Raw genomic sequence first — 23,033 nt, 5'->3', positions numbered from 1 at the left:
CTGGGTTCGCCGAGTGGCCGGAGGAGCGAGCTCGGCTCCCTTGGGGGAATCGTGAATGAGTCGTCCGAACCGCCGAGACCCGGCAGGATCATCCACGCCCCAGTAGTGGGTACGGCGGTGATGATCTGTCTGGCCGACCTCGCGCGGCTTCTTCTGAGCGACCGGGAAACGACTCATTCCGCCATATATCTCATCGCATTGACGTCAGTTCTCGCACTGCAGGCACTCCAATTCGGCCAACTGAACGCACCCGCCCGCCGCATCGCGCTGGCCACCCAGGTCCTGCTCACATTCCTGCCGTTCCTGCTGGTCGGCCACATGTGGATCGCGGTGCCGGGTCTGGTCGCCGGCAACGCACTGGCCCTCTTCCCGCCGATCGCGGGCTGGACCACTTTCGGCGTGACGGTCGCGGCGACGACCCTCCTGCAAACCCCGCTCCACCCGTCTTCGGCGCTGGTCGCCGCGATCGCGACGACCGCGACGGGCCTGCTCGTCTCCATCATCGGGTTCCGCCCGCTCGCCTCACCCAAGCCGGACTGCGCGCCGCTGGCGGAGGAACACCCCGATGAACATCTCCGCCTGGCCCGCGACCTGCACGACCTGCTCGGCTACAGCCTCAGCGCGATCAAGCTGAAGAGCGAACTGGCCCACCGCCTGACCGCCGACCAGCCGGACCGCGCCCAGGAGCATCTCGCCGATATATTGGACATCACCGGACGCGCCCTTTCCGACGTGCGCGCACTGGCCCGCAGCTACCGCCGCCTGTCGCTGTCCGACACGTCCGTCTCGGCGAAGACCATGCTGGCCGCCGCGAACATCGTCGTCCGCGTCGAGCTCGACCACGCCCCGCTGCCGGAAGCGATCGAAACCGTGCTGGCCACGGTCCTGCGCGAGGCGGTCACCAACGTGCTGCGCCACAGCGACGCCGAGAACTGCGCCATCACCGTCCGCCAGGCCGCCGGCACGGTGGAGCTCGACGTCGTCAACGACGGCGCCGCCGACCGCCCGATCTCCTCCGACTGCAACGGCGTCCGCAACCAGGCCGAACGCGTCCAGGCGGCCGGCGGCATCTTCCTCGCCCACCACGTGGGCAGCGACCGCTTCCACGTCCACGCGTCCATCCCGACCGCCGCCCTGGCCCCCTCGCACCCACCGATATATCAGCTCCCCGCCACCCCGCCCTGACCTGCACAAACCCACCCTTATGCAAAAGACGTTTGTGGTCGTCCGCAAACGTCTTTTGCATAAGGGTGGGCAGGCAGGGCTCCGAGCTGGGCTTATGCAACTGTGGGTTGCGGTCGACCGCAAACGATCGTTGCAACACCAGGCGGGGATCAGGCGGTCAGAACCAGCCGGCTTTGCGGGCGATGCGGACGGCGTCGACGCGGTTGCGGGCGTCGAGCTTGGCCGTCGCCGCCGTCAGGTAGTTGCGGATGGTGCCGACGGACAGGAACAGGGTGGTGGCGATCTCCATGGCGTCCGCCCCGTCGGAGGCCAGCCGGAGCACTTCTAGCTCGCGCGGCGTCAGCGGGCACTCGTCGGTGTCCCACGCGGAGAGCGCCAGCTGTGAATCGATGACCCGGCGGCCGACGGAGACACCGCGGATGGCGTCGGCGAGTTCGTTGACGGGGGCGTCCTTGAGGATGAATCCGTTGACCCTGGCGTTGAGGGCGCGGCGCAGGGTTCCCGGGCGGCCGAGACTCGTCAGGATCAAGGTGCGCGTGCCGGGCGCCGTGTCGTGGATGACGGTCGCGGCCGAAAGGCCGTCCATACCGGGAAGGTCGATGTCGAGGACGGCGACGTCCGGTTGACTCTTTGCGACGGCGGGCACGATTTCGTCACCTGTTGCCACTGAGGCGACGACCTCAATATCTGGTTCGAGATTCAACAAGGCGACCAATGCACCGCGGACCATTTGCACGTCCTCGGCGAGTAAGACCCTGATCATCATCAGCCCCCTTGCGCGGTCCCCCTGTCCACTTTTCGAGTTTTACACTCGGTGACCGTACCGGACAAGCATTTGAGCGCAGCTCGCCTTTTACTACTCCGAATGCGCTAGAGATAATTCACAACGTCTATAGGCTGATGACGTCCAGTCACGGCACGCTGACACATAGACACGACTCCGGTCACGCACCAGCGGAACTCCAGCGGCCGGCCATATCGGCAATACGACTCCCGCATCGCGTCCGATGAACAAGACAACCGGTCCGGCCGACGGACATCGGCCGGACCGGAACGCCTCGGCGAATCGTTCAGCGCGTCTCTCCCCACCGCTCCAGCAGTTCGAGCCCGCCGTCGACGGTGATCACCTGGCCCTGGATCCACGCGGCCTCGTCGGCGCACAGCAGCGCCACCGCGTTCGCCACGTCCTCGGGGAGCGTCACCCGGCCGGACGGACTCTTGATCGCGAGCCGGTCCACCAGTTCCGGGTCGATGTTCATCGGGCCGTTGTCGATCACGGTCGTCACGACCGCGTTCACCGCCACCCGGTACCAGGCCATCTCCAGCGCCAGCGTGCGGATCACGCCGTGCACGGGCGTCACCGTGTAGCCGGCGATGACGACACGGCCACCGTCGACGAACGCCTTCGCGAGCGGTTCCACGACGTTCAGCAGCGGCGTCATGTCCGGGGAGACCGCGTGATGCACGAACAGGTCGAGCCGACCGCGTTCCAGCTTCACCTGTTCGAGGAGCACCCGCACCGCGTGCTCGTCCTGGATGTCCAGCGGCACCACGGACGCCGAACCCGGCTTGCCCCCGAGCACGAGCAGGGCGCGTTCGGCGTCGACGTCGCCGGGGGACGTGGTGATGATGACGTGTGCGCCGTTGTCGCAGAGCTTGCTCGCGATGGCGAGCCCAAGGCCGTGCGTTCCCGACGTGACCAGAGCGATCTTGCCGTCGAGTCCCAGGCGCGTGTTGACCGGTTCGATCATGATGCTGACCACCTCGTTGTCCGCGTGGTGATCGACGGTGCGCCCGGTCGCTAGGGCCGAACTCGACTACTTCTTGCGCAAACCCTCCAAAACCCGCAGGATCGCGCGTTCGACCTCGCGCCCGGTGCGCTTCGGATCGGACGAGCTCGCGATGGTGCTGGCGCTCGCGGAGAGTGCTCCGAACAGCAGCCGGGCCATGATCTCGACGGGCAGGTCCTCTATCTCCCCCGCGTCCACGAGCAGCTGCACGGCCGTGCGGAGCAAACCGAAGCTGAAGTGCTCTTCCGCCTCACGCCAGCGTTCCCAGCCCATCACGACCGGCGCCTCGTGGACGATGATCCGCTGGTACTCCGGTTCCAGGCACTTGCGGACGTACGCGCGCAGACCCGCGATCGCCGTCTCCCACGCGTCGCCCTCGCCGGTGACCACCGCGGTCAGCGATTCGATCGACTGGGTCTCGACCTGCGTGAAAGCCGCCTCGAACAACGCCTGCTTGCCGCTGAAGTGGTGGTAGAGCGCGCCTTTGGTCACGCGGGCGCGCTTGACGACCTCGTCGAGGGAGGTGCCCGCGTAGCCGCGTTTGGTGAAGAGGTCTACCGCGCTGTCGACGAGCGCCTGCCTGGTCGACTCCGAGTACTCGGCGCGTCGTGTTCGCACGGTCGAAAGCTATCTCACATACCGGCGGTACGTACCGGTGGTATGGTCGTGTCATACCGAGAGTATGCGAGAGACCGGGGGTACGAGACATGGGCTGGACAGACCACTACCGCCGCCGTGACGCGCTCGACGCCGTGCTGCGCGACGCCCGTCGCGACCCGTCCGCTCCGCTGATCGTGGATCCGGACGTGTTCGGATCGCTGCACGAACTGCTGCTGGCACTCGACCACCGCTGGCAGAACAAGCTGACCGCCCGCATGGAGGCCGCCGCGCTGGAAGGCCCGGTGGACGAGCACGTCGTCACCGCGGAACTGGCCGCCGACGAGCCGGTGTTGCGTGCCGTGCTCGACGCACACCTATCGCTCGGCAGTTACCGGACGGTAGGAATGACTCCATGAGTCGTTGGACCGAAGCCGACATCCCCGACCAGACCGGCCGCATCGTCCTGGTGACCGGTGCGAACTCCGGTCTCGGCCTGCGCACCGCCCAGGTGCTCGCGGGCAGAGGGGCCCACGTGATCATGGGGTGTCGCTCCGTCCAACGAGGTCAAGAGGCGCGGCGAGCCGTGCAGGGGTCGGCCGAGGTCCTCGAACTCGACCTCGCCGACCTCAGCTCGGTGCGCGCCGCGGCCGAGCAGGTCGACCAGCTCGACGTGCTCATCAACAACGCGGGCATCATGGCCGTCCCGCTCGGCAAGACCGTCGACGGCTTCGAGCGCCAGTTCGGCACCAACCACCTGGGTCACGCGGCGCTGACATGGCTGCTGCTGCCCGCACTGAGGCAACGTCCGGGCGCACGCGTCGTCACTGTCGCCTCTCTCGCGCACCAGTACGGCCGCATCGACTTCGACGACCCGAACTGGGAGCGTCGCGCGTACACCCTCCGCGGCTCGTACGGCCAGTCGAAGCTCGCCAACATCTTGTTCGCGCGCGAGTTGGAGCGCCGTTCATCGGACGTCACGTCCATCGCGGCACATCCCGGCGTGACGGTCACCGAGCTGACCAACAACATGGCCGACGCGCACAGGTCGTTGTTCCTGCGGATCGGCGGCAAGATCAGCCACCTGTTCTCGCAGTCCGTCGAGATGGGCGCGCTGCCGCAGCTCTACGCGGCGACGTCCCCCGACGCGCGCGGTGGCGAGTACTACGGCCCGGACAGCTTCAACGGGTACCGCGGTCACCCCACCGTCGCGCGGATGACCGCCGCTGCCCGGGACGACCTCGCCGCGAGCCGTCTCTGGGATCTCACGATCAAGTTGACCGGCATCACGCCCGACCTGCCCTGAGGTGCCGGCGCCCTCGCCTGGGGGGAGTTGGGAAGGCGCCGGCGGGGCCCGGTCGTCACCTCCGGGCTGCGCACATCTTCGTCCGGCCGATGTTGTTCATGTTCGACGCGACGTGCGTTAACAACAGATCGTGAACAACGAATCCTCGACCGGAAGCCCGGTTCTGGCACTTATCCTCGGTGAGACGTGCGTGACGCCGGACACGCGACGGCGCAGCGTAGGGTGAGGTGGTGACTGTGGTACCTGAGGGTCGGAAGCTGCTGCGGCTCGAGGTCCGCAACAGCCAGACGCCGATCGAGAAGAAGCCCTCGTGGATCAAGACGCGGGCGAAGATGGGCCCCGAGTACCGGGAGCTCAAGGGTCTGGTCAAGCGCGAGGGCCTGCACACGGTCTGCGAAGAGGCCGGCTGTCCCAACATCTACGAGTGCTGGGAAGACCGCGAGGCCACGTTCCTGATCGGCGGCGAGCAGTGCACCCGGCGCTGCGACTTCTGCCAGATCGACACGGGCAAGCCCGCCGACCTCGACCGCGACGAGCCCCGCCGGGTCGCCGAGTCGGTCCAGGCGATGGGCCTGCGCTACTCCACCGTCACCGGCGTCGCCCGGGACGACCTGGCCGACGGCGGCGCGTGGCTGTACGCCGAGACGGTCCGTCAGATCCACGAGATGAACCCCGGCACCGGCGTCGAGCTGCTGATCCCGGACTTCAACGCGGTCCCGGAGCAGCTGGCCGAGGTCTTCGAGTCCCGTCCCGAGGTGCTCGCGCACAACCTGGAGACCGTCCCGCGGATCTTCAAGCGCATCCGCCCAGCGTTCCGCTACGAGCGGTCCCTCGAGGTCATCACCAAGGCCCGTGAGTTCGGCCTGGTCACCAAGTCGAACCTGATCCTCGGCATGGGCGAGACCCCCGAGGAGGTCACCGAGGCGCTCAACGACCTCTACGACGCGGGCTGCGACATCATCACCATCACGCAGTACCTGCGCCCCTCCCCGCGCCACCACCCGGTCGAGCGCTGGGTGAAGCCGGAGGAGTTCGTCGAGCACAAGGAGATGGCCGAGAAGATCGGCTTCCTCGGTGTGATGGCGGGTCCGCTGGTGCGCTCCTCCTACCGCGCCGGCCGCCTCTACGCGCAGGCGAAGCAGGCGCGCGGTGAGGACCTCCCGGAGAACCTCCAGCACCTGCTGACCGTGTCGGCGTCGCAGGAGATCACCAGCCTGCTCGCACCCCGCTGAGTCCACGCGGAAGAGGCGGTCCGGCCCGCCTCTTCCGCGTTCAGTGGATGTGCGAACCGCCGTTGACGTCGTAGGTGGCGCCGGTGACGTAGCCGGTGTCCGGACGGCACAGGAACGCGATGACGTCGGCGACATCGGCAACGGCGCCGGTGCGCTGGACGGGGATGCCGGCCACCATCACGGCCTTGCGCTCGTCGGACAGCTTGCCCGCGGTGATGTCGGTGTCGATGAGGCCGGGCGCGACGGAGTTGACCGTGACACCGTTCGGGCCGAGTTCCCGCGCCAGCGCACGGGAGAACCCGAGCAGCGCGGCCTTGGCCGCCGAGTAGGCGACGCCGCCGAACACACCGCCGCCGCGTTCCGCCGACACCGACGACAGCATGACGATCCGGCCGAACTCGCGCTCGGCCATGCCCGGAGCGATCCGCCGCGTCATCAGATAGCTGCCGCGGACGTTCACCTCGAACACCCGGTCCCACTCGGTGTCGTCGACGTCGAGGAAGCGCACCGGCGAGGTGATGCCCGCGTTGTTCACCAGCGCCCCGATCGGTGCCAGCGTCGACTCCACTGTGGACACTGCGGCGTCCACCTCGTCGCGATCGGTCACGTTGGCGCGCAAGCCGATCGCACGCACGCCGTGGAGACCGGAGACCTCGTCGGCGGCGGCCTTCGCGCCGGCCTCGTCGAGATCGAGGACCGCGATCTCCCACCCGGCCGCGGCCAGTGCGTGGGCCGTGGCCCTGCCGATGCCGCGTTCGGACGCCGCGCCGGTGATCACAGCGGTGCGTATGGGGGTCATGAGGGCTCTCCTGCTCAGAGTTCGGCGCGCACGCGCGCGGTGATGGCGTCGACGGACAGGCCGTAGCGGTCGTGCAGGGTCGGCAGCGCACCCGCGGCGAGGAACTCGTCCGGCAGCGCGATCGGCACGATTCGCCTGCCTCGTCCCGCGAACGCCAGGCAGGAGGCCACCGACTCGGCGAGACCGCCCACCACCGAGTGGTTCTCCAGGGTGACAACGAGCCGTTCGCCCGCCGTTTCCCGCAGGACCGTCCCGGTGTCGAACGGCTTGATGGTCGGCGCGTGCAGCACGGCGACGTCGACGTGGTCACGCTCAAGTTGTCGCGCTGCTTGGAGTGCGCGCATGGTCATGAGTCCGGTGGAGATCATGAGCACGTCCCGGCCAGGACGCAGCAGCGCGGCTTTGCCGAGTTCGAACGTGTAGTCGTACTCGTCGAGCACCGTCGGCACGTTGCCGCGCAACAACCTCATGTAGGTGGGGCCGGGTGCCGCGGCGAGCGCGGGCACGGCCTGCTCGATGTCGAGCGAGTCGCACGGGTCGACGATCGTCAGGTTCGGCATCGCCCGCAGGATCGCGAGGTCCTCGGTGGCCTGGTGGCTCGGCCCGTACCCGGTCGTCAGCCCTGGCAGCGCTCCCACAACGTTGACGTTCAACGCCGGTTCGGCGATGTCCAGGCACAGGAAGTCGTACGCACGCCGAGTCGCGAACACCGAGTAGGTCGACGCGAACGGCACCAGCCCGACCTCGGCCATCCCCGCCGCGGCACCGAGCATCACCTGCTCCGCCATGCCCATCTGGAAGAACCGCTCCGGGAACGCCTCGCGGAACACGTGCATGTCGGTGTACTTGGCGAGGTCGGCGGACAGGCCCACGACGTCGGTGCGCTCCTGTGCGAGCCGGACCAGTGCCTGACCGAACGGCGCCTTCGCGGTGCGCTGGCCCTCGTCGGCGAACGAGGCGATCATCGCCGAGGTGGTGAGCCTCTTCGTCGGGGTCGTCATGCGGGAACCTCCAGCGCCTCGCGGGCGAGCTGCCACTCGTGCGGCTCGACGGGCATGAAGTGGGCTTTGGGCCTGGTTTCGAGGAACGGCACGCCGTGGCCGATCTTGGTGTCGCAGATCAGCACGGAGGGCGCGGCGCGGTGTTCGGCGAGCAGGTCGAACGCGGTGACCAGCTGACCGATGTCGTTGCCGTCGACCCTCACCGCACGCCAGCCGAACGACTTCCACTTGTCCAGCAACGGTTCCGTGCGCAAGACACCAGCAGTCGGGCCGTCCGCCTGCAACGCGTTGACGTCGACGATCGCCGTGACGTTGCCGAGGCCGTGGTGCGCGCATGCGAGCGCGGCCTCCCAGGTGGAGCCCTCGTCCAGTTCACCGTCGGAGAGCAGGGTGAACACCCGCGCGTCGCTGCCCCGGTACCGCAGACCGAGCGCCATGCCGGTGGCGACGCCCAGTCCGTGGCCGAGCGATCCCCCGGAGATCTCCATGCCCGGCGTGTACGAGGCCATCCCGGACATCGGCAGGCGGGAGTCGTCACAGCCGTAGGTCCGCAACTCCGCCACGTCGAGCACACCGGCCTCGGCGAGCGCCGCGTACAGCGCGATGGCGTAGTGCCCGATGGACAACAGGAACCGGTCGCGGCCGTCCCACTCCGGGTCGTCCGGGCGGAACCTCAGCTGATCGCCGTAGGCCACGGCCAGCACGTCGGCGACGCCCAGCGCCTGGCCGATGTAGCCCTGGCCCTGCACCTCCCCCATGTCGAGCGCGTACCGCCGGATCCGCCGTGCCGACTCCTGGAGCCGGCGCACTCGCTCAGACAACCGCTTCTTCCTTTCGTGTCACCACGTTCTGCCGCTGGGCGGGTCCCCACGTCTCGCGCGTGGTGGTCGCGGCGAGCAGTCCCAGAAGTCCGTAGCCGGAGAACAGCAGGGCCGGCCCGATCCACCCGGTGCCCGCGTAGAGCGCCGTCGCGATCAGCGGGGTGAACCCGGAGACGACCGCCGAGATCTGGTAGGCCAGCGACACTCCCGCCGTGCGGGTCCTGGTGTCGAACAACTCCGAGAACCACGCGCCCTGCACCCCGGCCAGCGAGTTCTGGCAGACCGCGTAGCTGATGACGAACGCGACCACGATCAGCGCCGCCGCACCGGTGTTCACCGTCAGGAACAGCGGCACGCCCCAGGCGAGCGTGATCAGGCAGCCGAGCAGGTAGATCGGCCGGCGCCCGACGTGGTCCGACGCGTGCCCCCACAACGTGGTCGCCGCGATGCCGACGGCCGCCGCGGTGGTGAGCGCGAACAGGCTGAGCGAGCCGGACACCAGCGGTTCGTCGCCCATCTTCAGGTAGGACAGCATGAACGTGACCGACACCGCGTAGCCCGCCGTCTCCGCGATCCGCAGGCAGAAGGCCCGCAGCACGTTGCGCCAGTCGTCGCGCAGGACCTCCCACAGCGGGTTCTTCGCGCGCTGACCGGATTCCTTGAGCTCCTCGAACTCCGGCGACTCGTCGATCTTGAGCCGGATCAGGATCCCGACGACGATCAGCACCGCGGACAGCAGGAACGGCAACCGCCACGCCCACGTGCCGGGCAGCTGCGCGCTGAACAGGAACGCGAGGTTCGCGAGCAGCAACCCGACCGGGAAGCCTGCCTGGGTGATGCCGGTGTACAGCCCTTTTCGCCGCTGCGGCGCGTGCTCGAACGTCATCAGGATCGCGCCGCCCCACTCGGCGCCGAACGCGAGCCCCTGCACGACGCGCACGGCGACGAGCAGCACCGGGGCCAGCACGCCCACCGTCTCGTAGGTGGGCAGACAGCCGATCAGCACCGTCGCCACGCCCATCAGCAACAACGACGCGACCAGCACCGGCTTGCGCCCGATCCGGTCACCGAGGTGGCCGGCGATGATCCCGCCGATCGGGCGTACCGCGAACCCGATGCCGAGCGTGGCGAACGAGAGCAGCGACGCCGACAGCGGGTCGGACGACGGGAAGAACGCGTGGCCGAAGTAGAGCGCGGCGGCCGTCCCGAACCCGATGAAGTCGTAGGTCTCGATGGTCGCGCCGATTCCGCAGCCGACGGCGACCCGCATCTTCTGAGGGCTGCCGTCGGCAAGTCTCTGAGAACTCTCCACGCGAGCCTCCTTGCTCAGTGTTGAGTGTCAACAGTCGAGTGTTGGGAGGGAGTCTGCGCGTCTGAGTGTTCGACTGTCAACACCCAACAGTCGAGGCGCCACCCCGATCGATCAGCTCGGTGATCAGGACTGGACGGTCAGCCTCTCGGCCGCTTCCAGCATGTGCTCGTCGATGACCGCCCGCGCGGCCTGCGCGTCACCCTGCTCGATCGCGCGCACGATCGGCCGGTGATGATCAGCGGACAGCGTGACCTCGCGGTCCTGTCCGGCCGCGGCACTCATGACGACCACCCGCGTCGGTCCTTCCAGCTGCCGCCACGCCTTGAGCAGCATGGTGTTGCCGGACAGCTCGCAGAGCAGCGCGTGGAACCCGAGGTCGAGATCGATCCGCTCGACGAGGCCGGTCGCGCCGTTCAGCTTCACCAGCGCCGCTTCCAGCGCCCCGACCGCCTCCTGCCGGCGCGGCGACGCGATGAGCTCGGTGACCGCCAGCGCCTCCAGGGCACCGCGCACCCGATACAGCTCACGTACCTCGTCCGGCGACAGCACGCGGACCCGCAACATGCCCCGCAACCCAGCCGTGACCAGCCCCTCCTGTTCGAGGTGGCGCAGTGCCTCGCGGACCGTGCCCCGGCTGATCGACAGACGGCTCGCGATCTCGACCTCGCCGAGGTGGTCGCCCGGCGCGTACTGCCCGGAGAAGATCGCGGACCGCAGCACCACCAGCGCCCGCTCCCGCAGGGTCGAACGGTCGAGGCTCGGCAGGGCGTCTGTGCTCACGTTTCCGATCGTATCCGAATGTCGACAGTCAACGTTCAGTCGGCGATGCGGACCTCGCTCGCGACCACGCCGTCGAGCTCGCGCACGAAGTCCGCGCCGAACGCGCTGGACGGCGTGTGCGAGCCGGGCGCGACGCCGTTGATCTTGCCGATGGCGCGCAGCACCGAGTCCGCGGTGAGGCTGTAGGCGTTGGGCGTGGTGATCGCGTATTCGACCTTGGTCCGCGCGTCCCACGCCTCGCCGAACACCTCGGCCCTGGTGTTCGCGCGCTTGCGCTCGTCGGGACCCTTCACCTTCCCGGCGACGGACTTCGCGACGCTCTGCACGAGCGGTGTCTGCAACACGGGCGCGAACAGCTGCTGCAGCTGTCCGAGCACGCCGGGCACGATCGTGAACGTCGTGATGTTCGGTATGCCGGTCGAACGGTAAGCGGTCGACACGTCACCCCACGGGATGCTGCCCACCTCACGCGGCCCCGACCGGAAGTTCGCGGTGCGCCTGCGGTGTCCGATGCGGACGCTCTTCAGGTCGCCGTTCTCGCGAATCCGCCCACCGACGGCGGCGGCCTCCACGGACGTCTTGGTCGTGCCCGCGCTCGCTCCTCCTCCGACGACGAACGCGAGGTCGAGGTGCGTGGCGCTCGGTAGTGCGTTCTTCAGGATCGCGGCGACACAGTCCGTGGGCACGACATCGAACCCAGCACCGGGCAACAACACGATGCCGGCCTTGCGCGCGTCGATGTCCCTCTGCCCGATGGACTCGAAAACGTCAATCTCGCCCGTGATGTCGAGGTAGTGCGTGCGGGTCTTGAGACACGCATCGACCATCGCGCTCGAGGTGTGCGCGAACGGGCCGGCGCAGTGCACGACGGCGTCGACGTCCTCGAGGTGTGCCGGCGCCTGGCTCAGGTCGAACGCGCGGTGCTCGAGCCCCAGCGCGGCCGCGATCGGCTCGATCTTCTCCCGCGTGCGCCCGGCGAGGATCGGCCGTTCCCCGCGCTTGACCGCGAGCTCGGCGATGAGGCGTCCGGTGTAGCCGTTGGCCCCGTAGACCATCCACGTCATGCCGCGACCTTACCGGCGGGTAGAGGTGCGCGGAGCGACCAAAGAGCCGATCAGCAGTAGTGCCCCGAACCCGATCAGCGGCAACGACCAGAGCAGTCTGCGATGCCTCAAATCGGCGCAGATGTCCACATAGGCCGGACTGACCGCCGCGGCCGCCGGCTGGTCGAAACCGAAGCCCAGCCCGTTTCCGCACGGAACCAGCGCACCGTTCGGCGCCTCGACGGCCAGCATCACGAACAGGATCGCTCCCCCGCCCAGCAAGAAGGCGAGGCCGACCACGACGGCGAAGGTGCGCACTGACATGGAAGAAAGTTACGTCTCAAATGGACCTGGGGATAGCCCTGGTCAGACGCATTGGGGTTGATCCCCTAATCCCCGGCTAAACGCTCTCACGCCCCGTGTCCCGCTGCGCGAGCGAGAACGAATATCGCTGCTCCACCCGGCCGTTGCGCGGATGCGGCGCAGGGTCGCCGACCTTGATCCATCCGAGGCGTTCGTAAAGCCGCACACCCCTGACGTTGTCGACGTAGACCAACAGCTGTGCCGCCCCGTATCCGTTCTTGACCAACGCATCAGGCAACGCGCGCAGCAACGCCTCCCCGACACCCTTCCCCCACGCTTCGGGGTGCACGCCCACGTAGTTGATGTAGGCGACACCGGTCTCTTGTGGACCGCCGGCGAGAAACCCCACCGCCTCACCGTTTTGTTGCGCGAGCAGCAACAGCGACGGCTCGTCCTTCAGCGCGTTCTGGATGCCCGGACGCGCTTGTTCGAGTGTCGGAACCTCGTCGTAGCCGTCCCTGACCGCGACCGCGTGCGCCCAGATCAGCGCGGCCACGTCGACGTGCTCCGGTCCCCCTTGAATGATCTCCACGCAGGCCAGCGTAGGTCAGCGACGCAGCACCACGGGAAGCGATTTGAGGCTGACCATGATGTCGTTGTCCGTCACTTCTGGCTGCTCGTCGCCCGAGTAGACGGTGCGCGGGAACCGGGCGGTGAGCTGCCGCAGCACGGTCTCGGCCTCCAGCCGGGCGAGCGCCGAGCCGAGACAGAAGTGCGGGCCGTGACCGAACGTCGCGTGCCCGGTCGCGTCGCGGTCGACCCGGTACTGCGCGGCGTCCTCGTGCGCCCGCGGGCACCGTCCCGCGGAGCCGAGGTTGATCAGCAGCAGGGTGTCCTCCGGAACGGTCGTGCCGTCGATCTCGACGGGCTCCGTGGTGATGCGGTGCGTGGCGCTGCGGACCGGTGAGTTGTGCCGCAGCGTCTCCTCGACGAGCGCCGGCACCAGCCCGGGCTCAGCGGCCGCCTTCTCCCACAGCCCGTTGTCCAACGCGTCGTGGGCGACGTTCGCGATGAGGCCCGCCGTCGTCTCGTGTCCCGCCACGACCAGAAGGAACGCCATCGCCATCAGTTCGTCGTGTGTGAGGTGGTCACCACCGTCGTCGGCAGCAACCAACGCGCCGAACAACGAGCCCTCGTCCAACGCGCCACCCGTGAGCAAGCCGTGGAAGTAGCCGCCCAGCGCGTCGCTCGCGGGAAGGGAGACCTCGTGGTCCATCGACATCATGGTCTCGATCAACGTGCGAACCCGCGCGCGGTCTTGCTCCGGCACACCGAGCACCTCGCCGATGATGTGCAACGGCATCGGCACGGCGAGCGCCTTGACGAGGTCGATCTCCGTGTTGGCCGGGAGTCGGTCGATCAGTTCCGTGGTGATCTCTTCGATGCGTGGCGCCAACTCCTGCACCGCCTGGCCGTTGAACGCCTTCACCGCGAGCGCTCGCAACCGCGCGTGCTTCGGGTTGTCGCTGTTGAGCATGCTCGGCCCGAACAGCCCGGCAAGGTCCGTCTGCGCGCTGCCGAGCTCGGCGAGCTGACGCTTGATCTCTTTTTGCAACGCATCGCTGTCCTTGGACAGCCTGCGGTCCGCTAACAGCTTGCGGGTGAGCTCCAGCCCAACCGTGACCACTTGCACTTCGACCCCGTTGGGCAACGTCACGGGATGCAGGGGCCCCTCTGCCCGTGCGTCGTCCTCGATCCGATGGTGCTCACGCGCGCGCAAATCGCCGCCGGTCAGCAGGTTGGACATTGGTCGCAGCCTCCAGAAACGTGACTACCGCAGTGCGCGATCGTTTCTACCGCAGGCGACCGCGGCGGAGGCGCGGCTATCGACTTTCGTTCCAACGTGAGTCAGCACTCGTCCTTGGGCCCGTCGAGCTGGGTCTGTGCGGTGACCTCGACCGCCTTGTTCACCACCTTGAGCTGTGCGCTCCAGGTCTTCTTGCACGAACCCGCGCCCTCGTAGGACTGCCACCTGACCTGGAAGTTGCCGCCGCTCACCTCCAGTCGCTGCACGGAGGCCTTCTCCGACGACGCTGAGAGCTTCCCCAGGTCGACCTGGCCCAGGACGCCCAGTCCGTCGTCGTAGAGCACGACGTTGTCCGGCCAGCCGACGCCGCCCTGAGAGCACTGGAAGACGGCGGCCATCTCCGCCTTGCCGTCGCCGGTGACGTCACCGGTCGCGATCAGGTCTTTCGCCTGTTTCGGCGCGGACGCGGCCGCCAGTGACACGAATCCCTGGGACTCCGGAATGTCAGGCAGCTTCCCGTCCCGCAGGGTGCCTTCGGCGTGCCCGCACAGGCTCGGCACCCGAACGCTCTTCAGCCTCTCCACCGCCGACAGGTCGGGCTTGGGCAGCGGCTCACTGCTCACCGCCGGCGGCGCGTAGACCCTCAGCACCCCGGTGGCCACGTCGGTCCGCCGGCCGTCCCGGACGACCTGCAGCTTGCCGAGGTGGCAGTAGCTCTGCGGGTCGGGCTCCGTGACCGGGCCGACGCAGTCCGGGATGCTCAGGACCGCACGGCTGTTGTCGCTGAGCGGACGCACGACCGTGGCGGGGCTGTCGTCTTCGAGGACCCACTTCCGTCCGTCGAGCTTCCACAGCTTGGACGGCGAGTGCAGCACCTTCTTGCTCGTGTGATCCTGCTTCGTCTCGTCACACGTCCACGAGGCGATCGTGGCGTGCAACGTCCGTGAGTTGTCCCACCAGAGGTCGCGCACGTCGATCCCCTGCGCCTTGTTGGGGACGAATCCGGGCGGCGCGGCGGCGCCCCAGTCGGTGTCCTCGAACTGACCTTCCGCATCCAGCAGGCGAATCGGGAAGTCGGCCTCGCACAGGCCGGGGTTGTTCCGCACCGCGATGGCGAAGGTCGTGTCGGCCGCGGTGGGCCCGGAGATGCCCGTGGCGGGGATGTAGATGTTGGAGTCGACCACACCGACGTCGAGGCGCTGCTCCCCCTCCGGCGACAAAAGCTCCAGTCTCGCTCCGTAGGTGCTGTTGCCGGTGTAGACCTGGCCGGCCGTCAGCGTCAGGTCCCGCGTGCCCGCGAGAAAGACGCGGAGGTACTTGTCGGCCTTGGCTTGGTCGAGCTCGGTCCCGTCGGCACGGTCTGCGTCGCTCAGGACGAACTTCCGGAACTTCTTCCCGTCGTTGGCCAGGACCTCGTCGGCCCCGACCGCGGCGATGTAGCTGCACCTCGGACACCGGAACTCGTGCTTGTCACCGGTCTTGGTGTCGACGGCGACCAGCCGTTCGTTGTCCACGTCCTCCCCCAGCCACTGGGCGCCCGCGAGGAAAGCGACGTACCTCCCGTCGTTAGACCAGACCACCTGGTTGTTGAGCGAGTCCGTTTTGTCGAACGGCCGGTTCACCTTGGTGAGCACTTTGTCGCCGCGCATCACCACGAGTTCGGTGAGCGACGCGTACGCATAGGCGGGAGCCGCCAGGTCGGCCTCAGGCCGATCCGCCTCACCAGTCCGGTCGAACCTCAGCACCACGACCGTCACGAGCACGGCGACCAGGCACGCGGCGACCGTGAGGAAAACCAATTTCTTGAGCGACATGAGAGCAGCCCCTACGGCCCTTCCGGCGAATTCGGGTCGACGGCTTTCCACGAAAGCGAGACGTCCTGGCGGTACACCTTCTGATAGCCGGAATACAGCGCTTCCGCATTCTTCTTCGGCGCCAGTCCGGTCACCTCGAACCGCTTGTCCCGCGCGTCCACGTCCTGCACCACAGTCCCGTTCGCCGTCGCGACGACGAGTTGCAGCTTGAACTTGCAGTACCTGTTCTTCGTGTACGCGCCGACGGTCAGCACTTCCGTCTCGCCGGGGCCGAGTTCGATGGTGTGCGCGGAGAAGTAGTTGCGGCCCATTCCCTGCAGCCCGTCGTCGAGGGTGGTCATCTGTTCCGGGAAGGGCTTCGGGTCGTCCAGGTTGAACCCGATCTTGATCGTCTCGTGTTCGCCGCCCGCCGTGTACCCCTGGAGAAACGCGCCGTCGAGCGGCACGGAGCACTGCGCGTCGATCTTCATGTCGGTGATGTGGACGGGTTTGCTGTCGTTGCCCTGGACCGTGATGTTGGTGTACCCGGACCCCAGCGCGGTGCCGCCGTGCTTCTGATACCACGAGTCAAAGCTCTCGGCCGTCTCGTTGGCCGCGGGAGCGCCCGGCGGCGGCAGCTCGGCCACCGGCTCGGACAGCGCATAGCGCAAATCCCGGACGCGGTTCTGGAAGACCGTGACGTTCTGGATCTTCACCGGCTCCGACGAAGCCGACGTGCTCTTGAGGTCGCCACCCTCATTCGGCCCGCCGCTCCTCACCAGCTTCGCGACGACGAGCGTGGCGCCGACCACCACGACCACGGCGCTGACGAGCGCGACAGCTGCGGTGGCAGGTTTGACCACGCGCCTGCGCCCGGCCGGCGCCTCCACGGCGTCCAGATTGGCCAGCAACGACGCCACGTTGTCGCGCGATTCCACTTTGATGCGAATGTCCTGGCCGACCAGAACCGCGGCCAGCGACCGCCTGAGCTCGCCCGTCCGCGCCCGAATCGCGACGTCACCGGCAATTCCGGCCATGCGCCCCAACCGGCCCAGCACGGCCGGATAATCGGCTTCGGGCTCCGCGTGCGCGTCCAGGTTGAACAGAATCAGCGCCGCTTCGGTCCTGCTCAATTTCCCGAACGGCCCGTCGAGCGCCTCGATGCCATCACGGAGCACGCGTTCCGCGGCCGCCCCGTCCCACTCCCCGGAATGGGATCGTGCCCAGATCTTCCGCAGTTCGGGCAACTCGAGCGAGCTGTCGCCGTCACGTCGTGCCATTCGATCGAGTTCATCCGCGACAACGCCGACCAGAGCTTCACTCGCCACGCGCCGAGTATGCACGGCCCGGCCAACGGTTGGTCGACTTCGTCGAAGAGTCGATGAGCTCGTCGAGCGCCGCCAAGCCGGCACCAGCGCCTGGGCGATGCGTGGGAGTGACGACCTCCAGGTCATCACGGTGCTGGTGCTTCCGCCTTAACTCATCTGCCTGGCTGCTGAATGGCTGACACAGGCGTTTTCGGCAGCCGCGGACACTCCCAGTCGACATGCTCCAGGCCCGAGAGCGCGCCGACCCGACCTCGCCGCGTGCCCAGGTGAAGAGGGAGAAGAGCTACACCATGCAGGACGACGAAATCCCCTTTGGTGTTCCACGGCGGCGCCAGAACAGGCTCATGGGGTGGTCCCTACGCCTCATCGGCCTCGTGCTGCTTCCCCTGTCGACCATCATGTTCTTCGGGGCGTCGCGCAACCTGGGCCAGGCCGTCTTCCCCAACCCATTTCTTCACAATGACCCCGGCGAATCTTTTCTCATTGCGCTCGCGCTTTTCGCTGCCAGCATCCTCGGCTACAATTTCAGCCGCATGCTGAGACGTCATGGCCGAAGGCACAGCGTCCCCGTCCTGCGCACCCTGAAATCCGCCAAGGAAGAACCGTACGTGCTGTACTTGAGGCCATTCGCATCCGACGCGGTCGGGGCAATGATGGAGCAGGGCAGGGTTGTCTTCGGAAGGGCCAGCACGATGACGGTGGAGGAGAGATTGGCGGACGCTTTCAAGTTGTTCGGCCGTCTTATCGCCGTCGGGCAACCTGACGACCGGCTTCCCCAGCCGGGTGCGGCCCGCCTGTATCTCCCCATGTACGGCTGGCAGCAGATCGTCAGCTCGCTGGTCAAGGACGCACGGCTCATCTTGCTCACAACAGGCACCAGCGAAGGCACACTGTGGGAGCTCCGCCAGGTTGTGCGGACCCGCAAGCCTCACAACGTGGTCCTCGTCGTCCTCACCGACGAAGCAGAGTACGGAGAGTTCCAGAAGCGAGCCAACCAGATCTTCGCCGAAGAAGTAGCTCCACCAGAGTCACGAGACCATGCGCCGGTTTTCCCGGACTACCCAAAGCTCTGGAACCCGTTCGCAAACCGGAAGCTGCCGCTACCGCGCGGGTTCATCCGGTTCAACGAGGACTGGTCGCCGCAGTTCGTCAGGCTTGACCCCACCGCCGTCCAGTCGCGACGAAGCAAGCGCGCGGTTCGGGAGATGTACAAGTTCCAGCTCGACGGCTTGTTCGAGAAGGTCCTCGCGGCACGGGTTGCAGAAGACCAGCAAGTACTACGACTGGACACGAGCCAGCGGGCGACCTTGCGACAAATTGAGGCTTTTATCGATGACCTCGCCGGCGACGAGCAGGACAGGAACTTTCTACTCCGCTTCGAGCTCACCTCCCTCCGGGGCCTCAAAACGCCAACGCGGATCCGTTCGCGCTCCGACACATCAGAACCAGCAGACACCCCTGCATCGATCACCATTTCCAGTGGCGGCAACGCTACCTGGCGGTCGACAGATGTTTCGTTCTTGACGGACGGCGGCACGCTCACGGTGGACATGCCGGCCAGCACGGTCTTCGAGACCATACAAAACGCGCGGTCTCGCGGGGCCGCGGACTCGGACACTTTCAGCTTGAGCATCAATGTGTGGGGTTCCGTAAAGCTGACTGCGGACCCGTCCAACGTGAAGTTCCATCTCGCTCATCGATCCGACTGAAAGCCGATGAGCGTCGCCCATCGCGACCAGCGAGAGGGCGGAAACAAGAACATGTGGTGGGCGCGACAGGGATCGAACCTGCGACCGCTCGGGTGTAAACCGAGTGCTCTTCCGCTGAGCTACACGCCCCAACCCCACGCCCGAAGACGCGGGGGTACAGCTACATCATGCCTTGAGCGAGGCCACGGCCTTCTTCCAGGCGTCCTGATCGCGGGCTTCACCCGGCGCGTTCACCTCGGCGAAGCGCACGACACCGGCGGTGTCGATCAGGAACGTGCCCCGCAGCGCCATGCCCACGGCCTCGTTGAACACGCCGTACGCCTGCGCGACGGCGCCGTGCGGCCAGAAGTCCGACAGCAGCGGGAACTGGTAGCCCTCCTGGTTCGCCCAGGCCTTCAGGGCGAACGGGGAGTCCACCGAGACACCCAGCACCTGGACGTTCTCGTCCTCGTACGTCGCGAGTTCGTCGCGGAGCTGGCAGAGCTCGCCGTTGCAGATGCCGCTGAACGCGAACGGGTAGAAGACCAGGAGCACGTTCTTCGCGCCGCGGAACGACGACAGCGTCACAGGCTGCTTGTTGTAGTCGTTGAGCGTGAAGTCCGGGGCTTCCGAACCGACCTCGACCGCCATGAAAACAGACCCCTCCGGTTGACCAGGACGAACCACGGGCGACGCCAAAGCGCCCGTGGATCAACCCTATGTCAGCCGGCCGGACGTCAGCGCTTGGCCTTGGCGGACTTCGGCCACACCAGGCGGGTGCCGGCCCAGTCGTCGGCCACGCTGATGTTCGAGGTCTGCGAGAGGCCCGCCGTGGGCACGGCCTCGGCGATGTCGCTCGGCTCGACGTGCCCAGGGCGGCCCGTCTTGGGGGTGAGAACCCAGATCACGCCGTCCTCGGCGAGCACGCCGGTAGCTTCCAGCAAGGCGTCGACCAGGTCACCGTCGTCTTCCCGCCACCAGAGCAGCACGATGCTCACAGTCTCGTCGGCATCCTCGTCGAGGAGGTCGCCCCCGATCTGCTCCTCGACTGCGGCACGGAGGTTGTCGTCGACGTCCTCGTCCCAGCCGAGTTCCTGGACGACCATGCCCGATTCGATCCCGAGCTTCTCGGCGACGCCGATCTTGCCGGCGTCTTCCGCGGCGACCACGGTTTTCACTCCTCCAACTACGCAAGAGCGACAGCCCTAAGACTGCCGCCGAAGTCCGTTACTCGCGCTAGCGAACACTGTCAGCTACCTCCGGCGCAACTGTTGACCACGTGACACGCCGTAACAGGGACCCCTGTGGAGATCCCCGGACCGGCATGAGGCACGCTCTACATACCTCTTATCGCGCGCGCGTGAGCGACACGATCCAGAACTACCGATCAGTAGCGGTGACGAAGTCGTCGCGCAAGGACAACGATAGGAGCGCGTGGCACGGTTTCCGGGCCACGCGAGGTACCGCCAACGAAGCCGAGGAGACACCTTGAGCCCGCAGAACACCGGCCCCGAGCGGGTACGTGTCATTCGCGACGGCATGGCCGCGCACCTGCCGGACATCGACCCCGAAGAGACGTCCGAGTGGCTCGAGTCGTTCGACGAGGTGCTCAAGGGTGGCGGTCAGCAGCGGGCCCGGTACCTGATGCTGCGTCTGCTGGAGCGTGCGCGTGAGAACCACGTCGGCATGCCCTCGCTGACCAGCACGGACTACGTGAACACCATCCCCACCGAGCGGGAGCCCTGGTTCCCCGGTGACGAGGAGGTGGAGCGCCGCTACCGCGCGTGGATCCGCTGGAACGCCGCGATGACGGTGCACCGCGCGCAGCGGCCGGGTGTGGGTGTCGGTGGACACATTTCGACGTACGCGTCCAGCGCCTCGCTCTACGAGGTCGGCTTCAACCACTTCTTCCGCGGCAAGAACCACCCCGGTGGCGGCGACCAGGTCTTCATCCAGGGCCACGCCTCCCCCGGTGTCTACGCGCGCGCGTTCCTCGAGGGCCGGCTGTCCGAGCACCAGCTCGACGGCTTCCGCCAGGAGTACTCGCACGCCGGTCCGGGTGGCGGCCTGCCGTCGTACCCGCACCCGCGCCTGATGCCGGACTTCTGGGAGTTCCCCACGGTCTCCATGGGCATCGGCCCGATGAACGCGATCTACCAGGCGCGGTTCAACCGCTACCTGCGCGACCGCGGCTTCAAGGACACGTCCGACCAGCACGTGTGGGCGTTCCTCGGCGACGGCGAGATGGACGAGCCGGAGTCGCGCGGCCTGCTGCAGATCGCCGCGAACGAGCAGCTCGACAACCTCACGTTCGTGGTCAACTGCAACCTGCAGCGTCTCGACGGCCCGGTGCGCGGCAACGGCAAGATCATCCAGGAGCTGGAGTCGTTCTTCCGCGGCGCCGGCTGGAACGTCATCAAGGTCGTCTGGGGCCGCGAGTGGGACGCGCTGCTGCACGCCGACCGCGACGGCGCGCTCGTCAACCTGATGAACGCCACGCCCGACGGTGACTACCAGACCTACAAGGCCAACGACGGCGCGTACATCAAGGAGCACTTCTTCGGCCGCGACCCGCGGACGAAGGCGCTCGTCGACGCCATGAGCGACGACGAGGTGTGGAACCTCAAGCGCGGTGGCCACGACTACCGCAAGGTCTACGCGGCCTACAAGGCGGCCACCGAGACCGTCGGCCAGCCGACCGTCATCCTCGCCAAGACCATCAAGGGCTACTCGCTCGGCCCGCACTTCGCGGCCCGCAACGCGACGCACCAGATGAAGAAGATGACCCTGGAGGACCTCAAGGGCTTCCGGGACAGCCTGCGCATCCCGATCTCCGACGAGGTGCTCGAGAAGGACCCGTACCTGCCGCCGTACTACCACCCCGGGCAGGACTCGCAGGAGATCCAGTACATGCTGGAGCGCCGCCGTCAGCTCGGCGGTTTCGTGCCGGAGCGCCGCACGAAGTCCAAGGCTCTGGTGCTGCCGGGCGACAAGGTCTACGACGGCATCAAGCGCGGCTCCGGCAAGCAGGAGGTCGCCACGACGATGGCGTTCGTCCGGCTCGTCCGCGACCTCGCGAAGGACCCGGAGATCGGCCCGCGCATCGTCCCGATCATCCCGGACGAGGCGCGCACGTTCGGCATGGACTCCATGTTCCCGACGCAGAAGATCTACAACCCGAACGGCCAGGCGTACACCTCGGTGGACGCCGGCCTGATGCTCGCCTACAAGGAGTCCGAGCAGGGCCAGATCCTGCACGAGGGCATCAACGAGGCGGGTTCCACGGCGTCGTTCACGGCGGTCGGCACGTCCTACGCCACGCAGGGCGAGCCGATGATCCCGATCTACATCTTCTACTCGATGTTCGGCTTCCAGCGCACGGGCGACGGCCTGTGGGCGGCGGCTGACCAGATGGCGCGCGGCTTCGTGCTCGGCGCCACCGCGGGCCGCACCACGCTGACCGGTGAGGGCCTGCAGCACGCCGACGGCCACTCGCTGCTGCTGGCGCACACGAACCCTGCCGTGATCGCCTACGACCCGGCGTGGTCGTTCGAGGTGGCGCACATCGTCAAGGACGGTCTGCGGAGGATGTACGGCGAGAACGCCGAGAACGTCTTCTACTACATGACGGTCTACAACGAGCCGTACGTGCAGCCGGCCGAGCCGGAGGGCCTGGACGTGGAGGGCCTCCTGCGCGGCCTCTACCGCTACCAGGAGGGCCCGCAGACCGGTGGCCCGCGTGCCCAGATCCTCGGCTCCGGCGTGGGCCTCCCGTGGGCGCTCAAGGCCCAGCAGCTGCTGGCCGACGAGTGGGGCGTCTCCGCGGACGTGTGGTCCGCCACGTCGTACTCGGAGCTGCGCCGCGACGCCGTCGACACCGACCGCCACAACCTGCTGCACCCGGACGCCGAGCCGCGCGTGCCGTACGTGACGCAGGTGCTGAAGGACGTGCAGGGCCCGGTGGTCGCCGTGTCCGACTGGGCGTCGGCGATCCCGGACCTGATCCGCCCGTACGTCCCGACCGACATGACGACCCTGGGCACGGACGGCTTCGGCTTCTCCGACACCCGCCCGGCCGCCCGCCGCCACTTCCTGGTGGACGCGGAGTCCGTCGTCGTCGCCACGCTGGCCGCCCTGGCCAAGCGCGGCGAGGTGGACCAGGCCAAGGTCGTCGAGGCCGCCCGCAAGTACCGCATCGACGACGTGCAGGCCGCGGGGCCGTCCACGGGCGACGCGGGCCTGGCGTAG

General features: G+C 67.6%; 22 protein-coding genes and 1 tRNA gene. 6 read left to right on the top strand and 17 right to left on the bottom strand.

What is annotated here, in order from left to right:
* The first annotated feature begins 198 nt into the window (after positions 1 to 198).
* The gene (locus G7043_RS28105) at positions 199 to 1,185 is read left to right on the top strand and encodes a sensor histidine kinase (protein ID WP_166050565.1); all 987 of its coding nucleotides are present in this window, start codon (positions 199 to 201) and stop codon (positions 1,183 to 1,185) included.
* Between the two features lie 157 nt (positions 1,186 to 1,342).
* Here G7043_RS28105 and G7043_RS28100 read toward each other — a convergent pair whose 3' ends face one another.
* The 3 genes from G7043_RS28100 to G7043_RS28090 all read right to left on the bottom strand — a co-directional run bounded on the left by G7043_RS28100 (position 1,343) and on the right by G7043_RS28090 (position 3,593).
* The gene (locus G7043_RS28100) at positions 1,343 to 1,948 is read right to left on the bottom strand and encodes a response regulator transcription factor (RefSeq protein WP_086665901.1); all 606 of its coding nucleotides are present in this window, start codon (positions 1,946 to 1,948) and stop codon (positions 1,343 to 1,345) included.
* 307 nt (positions 1,949 to 2,255) lie between these two features.
* Entirely contained in the window at positions 2,256 to 2,936 is a 681-nt protein-coding gene (locus G7043_RS28095; RefSeq protein WP_166050563.1) for an SDR family NAD(P)-dependent oxidoreductase, read from the bottom strand.
* Positions 2,937 to 3,002: 66 nt separating this feature from the next.
* Positions 3,003 to 3,593, bottom strand: a complete 591-nt coding sequence (locus G7043_RS28090) for a TetR/AcrR family transcriptional regulator (RefSeq protein WP_166050561.1) — start codon at positions 3,591 to 3,593, stop codon at positions 3,003 to 3,005.
* An 89-nt stretch (positions 3,594 to 3,682) separates the two neighbouring features.
* Here G7043_RS28090 and G7043_RS28085 point away from each other — a divergent pair, with 89 nt between their 5' ends.
* The 3 genes from G7043_RS28085 (at position 3,683) to lipA (ending at position 6,110) form a co-directional block, all read left to right on the top strand.
* Positions 3,683 to 3,991: a hypothetical protein gene (locus tag G7043_RS28085; RefSeq protein WP_166050559.1), complete on the top strand. Its 309-nt coding sequence runs from the start codon at positions 3,683 to 3,685 to the stop codon at positions 3,989 to 3,991.
* On the top strand, positions 3,988 to 4,878 hold the full coding sequence (locus G7043_RS28080) for an oxidoreductase (RefSeq protein ID WP_166050557.1): 891 nt from the start codon (positions 3,988 to 3,990) through the stop codon (positions 4,876 to 4,878). The genes G7043_RS28085 and G7043_RS28080 overlap by 4 nt, the downstream gene beginning before the upstream one ends.
* Positions 4,879 to 5,108: 230 nt before the next feature.
* Entirely contained in the window at positions 5,109 to 6,110 is a 1,002-nt protein-coding gene (gene lipA, locus G7043_RS28075) for a lipoyl synthase (RefSeq protein WP_166050555.1), read from the top strand.
* Between the two features lie 40 nt (positions 6,111 to 6,150).
* Here lipA and G7043_RS28070 read toward each other — a convergent pair whose 3' ends face one another.
* From G7043_RS28070 to G7043_RS28020, 11 genes are all read right to left on the bottom strand, one after another.
* Positions 6,151 to 6,909, bottom strand: coding sequence for an SDR family NAD(P)-dependent oxidoreductase (locus tag G7043_RS28070; RefSeq protein WP_166050553.1), 759 nt, complete (start codon positions 6,907 to 6,909; stop codon positions 6,151 to 6,153).
* 14 nt (positions 6,910 to 6,923) lie between these two features.
* Positions 6,924 to 7,910 (bottom strand): transketolase family protein, encoded by a 987-nt coding sequence (locus tag G7043_RS28065; protein ID WP_166050550.1) that lies wholly within the window; start codon positions 7,908 to 7,910, stop codon positions 6,924 to 6,926.
* On the bottom strand, positions 7,907 to 8,731 hold the full coding sequence (locus tag G7043_RS28060; RefSeq protein WP_166050548.1) for a transketolase: 825 nt from the start codon (positions 8,729 to 8,731) through the stop codon (positions 7,907 to 7,909). Before G7043_RS28060 ends, G7043_RS28065 begins: the two co-directional genes overlap by 4 nt.
* Entirely contained in the window at positions 8,724 to 10,043 is a 1,320-nt protein-coding gene (locus tag G7043_RS28055; RefSeq protein WP_313888106.1) for an MFS transporter, read from the bottom strand. The genes G7043_RS28060 and G7043_RS28055 overlap by 8 nt, the downstream gene beginning before the upstream one ends.
* A 123-nt stretch (positions 10,044 to 10,166) precedes the next feature.
* On the bottom strand, positions 10,167 to 10,823 hold the full coding sequence (locus G7043_RS28050; RefSeq protein ID WP_313888105.1) for a GntR family transcriptional regulator: 657 nt from the start codon (positions 10,821 to 10,823) through the stop codon (positions 10,167 to 10,169).
* Positions 10,824 to 10,858: 35 nt separating this feature from the next.
* Positions 10,859 to 11,887 carry a saccharopine dehydrogenase family protein gene (locus G7043_RS28045; RefSeq protein ID WP_166050546.1) on the bottom strand — a complete coding sequence of 343 codons (1,029 nt, stop codon included), beginning with the start codon at positions 11,885 to 11,887 and terminating at the stop codon, positions 10,859 to 10,861.
* A gap of 9 nt (positions 11,888 to 11,896) precedes the next feature.
* Positions 11,897 to 12,190 carry a hypothetical protein gene (locus G7043_RS28040; RefSeq protein WP_166050544.1) on the bottom strand — a complete coding sequence of 98 codons (294 nt, stop codon included), beginning with the start codon at positions 12,188 to 12,190 and terminating at the stop codon, positions 11,897 to 11,899.
* Between the two features lie 76 nt (positions 12,191 to 12,266).
* A complete protein-coding gene (locus G7043_RS28035) occupies positions 12,267 to 12,761 on the bottom strand; it encodes a GNAT family N-acetyltransferase (RefSeq protein ID WP_166050543.1) in 495 nt (164 codons plus the stop codon).
* A 15-nt stretch (positions 12,762 to 12,776) separates the two neighbouring features.
* Entirely contained in the window at positions 12,777 to 13,976 is a 1,200-nt protein-coding gene (locus G7043_RS28030) for a cytochrome P450 (protein WP_166050541.1), read from the bottom strand.
* Between the two features lie 101 nt (positions 13,977 to 14,077).
* A complete protein-coding gene (locus G7043_RS28025) occupies positions 14,078 to 15,790 on the bottom strand; it encodes a hypothetical protein (protein ID WP_166050539.1) in 1,713 nt (570 codons plus the stop codon).
* An 11-nt stretch (positions 15,791 to 15,801) separates the two neighbouring features.
* Entirely contained in the window at positions 15,802 to 17,049 is a 1,248-nt protein-coding gene (locus G7043_RS28020) for a hypothetical protein (protein WP_166050537.1), read from the bottom strand.
* Between the two features lie 266 nt (positions 17,050 to 17,315).
* Between G7043_RS28020 and G7043_RS28015 the strand changes: the two genes are divergently transcribed.
* Positions 17,316 to 18,806 carry a hypothetical protein gene (locus tag G7043_RS28015; RefSeq protein ID WP_207311808.1) on the top strand — a complete coding sequence of 497 codons (1,491 nt, stop codon included), beginning with the start codon at positions 17,316 to 17,318 and terminating at the stop codon, positions 18,804 to 18,806.
* Positions 18,807 to 18,860: 54 nt separating this feature from the next.
* On the opposite strand, the gene G7043_RS28010 is transcribed toward G7043_RS28015, so the two are convergent.
* From G7043_RS28010 to G7043_RS28000, 3 genes are all read right to left on the bottom strand, one after another.
* A tRNA-Val gene (locus G7043_RS28010) sits at positions 18,861 to 18,935 on the bottom strand.
* Between the two features lie 36 nt (positions 18,936 to 18,971).
* A complete protein-coding gene (locus G7043_RS28005) occupies positions 18,972 to 19,436 on the bottom strand; it encodes a peroxiredoxin (RefSeq protein WP_166050534.1) in 465 nt (154 codons plus the stop codon).
* An 86-nt stretch (positions 19,437 to 19,522) separates the two neighbouring features.
* Positions 19,523 to 19,954: a DUF3052 domain-containing protein gene (locus G7043_RS28000; protein ID WP_086665815.1), complete on the bottom strand. Its 432-nt coding sequence runs from the start codon at positions 19,952 to 19,954 to the stop codon at positions 19,523 to 19,525.
* A 319-nt stretch (positions 19,955 to 20,273) separates the two neighbouring features.
* Here G7043_RS28000 and aceE point away from each other — a divergent pair, with 319 nt between their 5' ends.
* A complete protein-coding gene (gene aceE, locus G7043_RS27995; protein ID WP_166050532.1) occupies positions 20,274 to 23,033 on the top strand; it encodes a pyruvate dehydrogenase (acetyl-transferring), homodimeric type in 2,760 nt (919 codons plus the stop codon).

Origin of the sequence: Lentzea alba (assembly GCF_011067745.1) — a bacterium.
GTDB classification, from domain to species: Bacteria; Actinomycetota; Actinomycetes; order Mycobacteriales; family Pseudonocardiaceae; genus Lentzea; species Lentzea alba.
The sequence above is the reverse complement of the archived record's forward strand: the minus strand, read 5'-3'. Positions and strand labels throughout refer to the sequence as shown.

Coding starts and splice junctions, on each gene's coding strand:
- G7043_RS28100 (WP_086665901.1), bottom strand. CDS start 1,948: ATGATCAGGGTCTTACTCGCCGAGGACGTGCAAATGGTCCGCGGTGCA.
- G7043_RS28095 (WP_166050563.1), bottom strand. CDS start 2,936: ATGATCGAACCGGTCAACACGCGCCTGGGACTCGACGGCAAGATCGCT.
- G7043_RS28085 (WP_166050559.1), top strand. CDS start 3,683: ATGGGCTGGACAGACCACTACCGCCGCCGTGACGCGCTCGACGCCGTG.
- G7043_RS28080 (WP_166050557.1), top strand. CDS start 3,988: ATGAGTCGTTGGACCGAAGCCGACATCCCCGACCAGACCGGCCGCATC.
- G7043_RS28070 (WP_166050553.1), bottom strand. CDS start 6,909: ATGACCCCCATACGCACCGCTGTGATCACCGGCGCGGCGTCCGAACGC.
- G7043_RS28065 (WP_166050550.1), bottom strand. CDS start 7,910: ATGACGACCCCGACGAAGAGGCTCACCACCTCGGCGATGATCGCCTCG.
- G7043_RS28045 (WP_166050546.1), bottom strand. CDS start 11,887: ATGACGTGGATGGTCTACGGGGCCAACGGCTACACCGGACGCCTCATC.
- G7043_RS28040 (WP_166050544.1), bottom strand. CDS start 12,190: ATGTCAGTGCGCACCTTCGCCGTCGTGGTCGGCCTCGCCTTCTTGCTG.
- G7043_RS28030 (WP_166050541.1), bottom strand. CDS start 13,976: ATGTCCAACCTGCTGACCGGCGGCGATTTGCGCGCGCGTGAGCACCAT.
- G7043_RS28025 (WP_166050539.1), bottom strand. CDS start 15,790: ATGTCGCTCAAGAAATTGGTTTTCCTCACGGTCGCCGCGTGCCTGGTC.
- G7043_RS28020 (WP_166050537.1), bottom strand. CDS start 17,049: ATGGCACGACGTGACGGCGACAGCTCGCTCGAGTTGCCCGAACTGCGG.
- G7043_RS28015 (WP_207311808.1), top strand. CDS start 17,316: ATGCTCCAGGCCCGAGAGCGCGCCGACCCGACCTCGCCGCGTGCCCAG.
- G7043_RS28005 (WP_166050534.1), bottom strand. CDS start 19,436: ATGGCGGTCGAGGTCGGTTCGGAAGCCCCGGACTTCACGCTCAACGAC.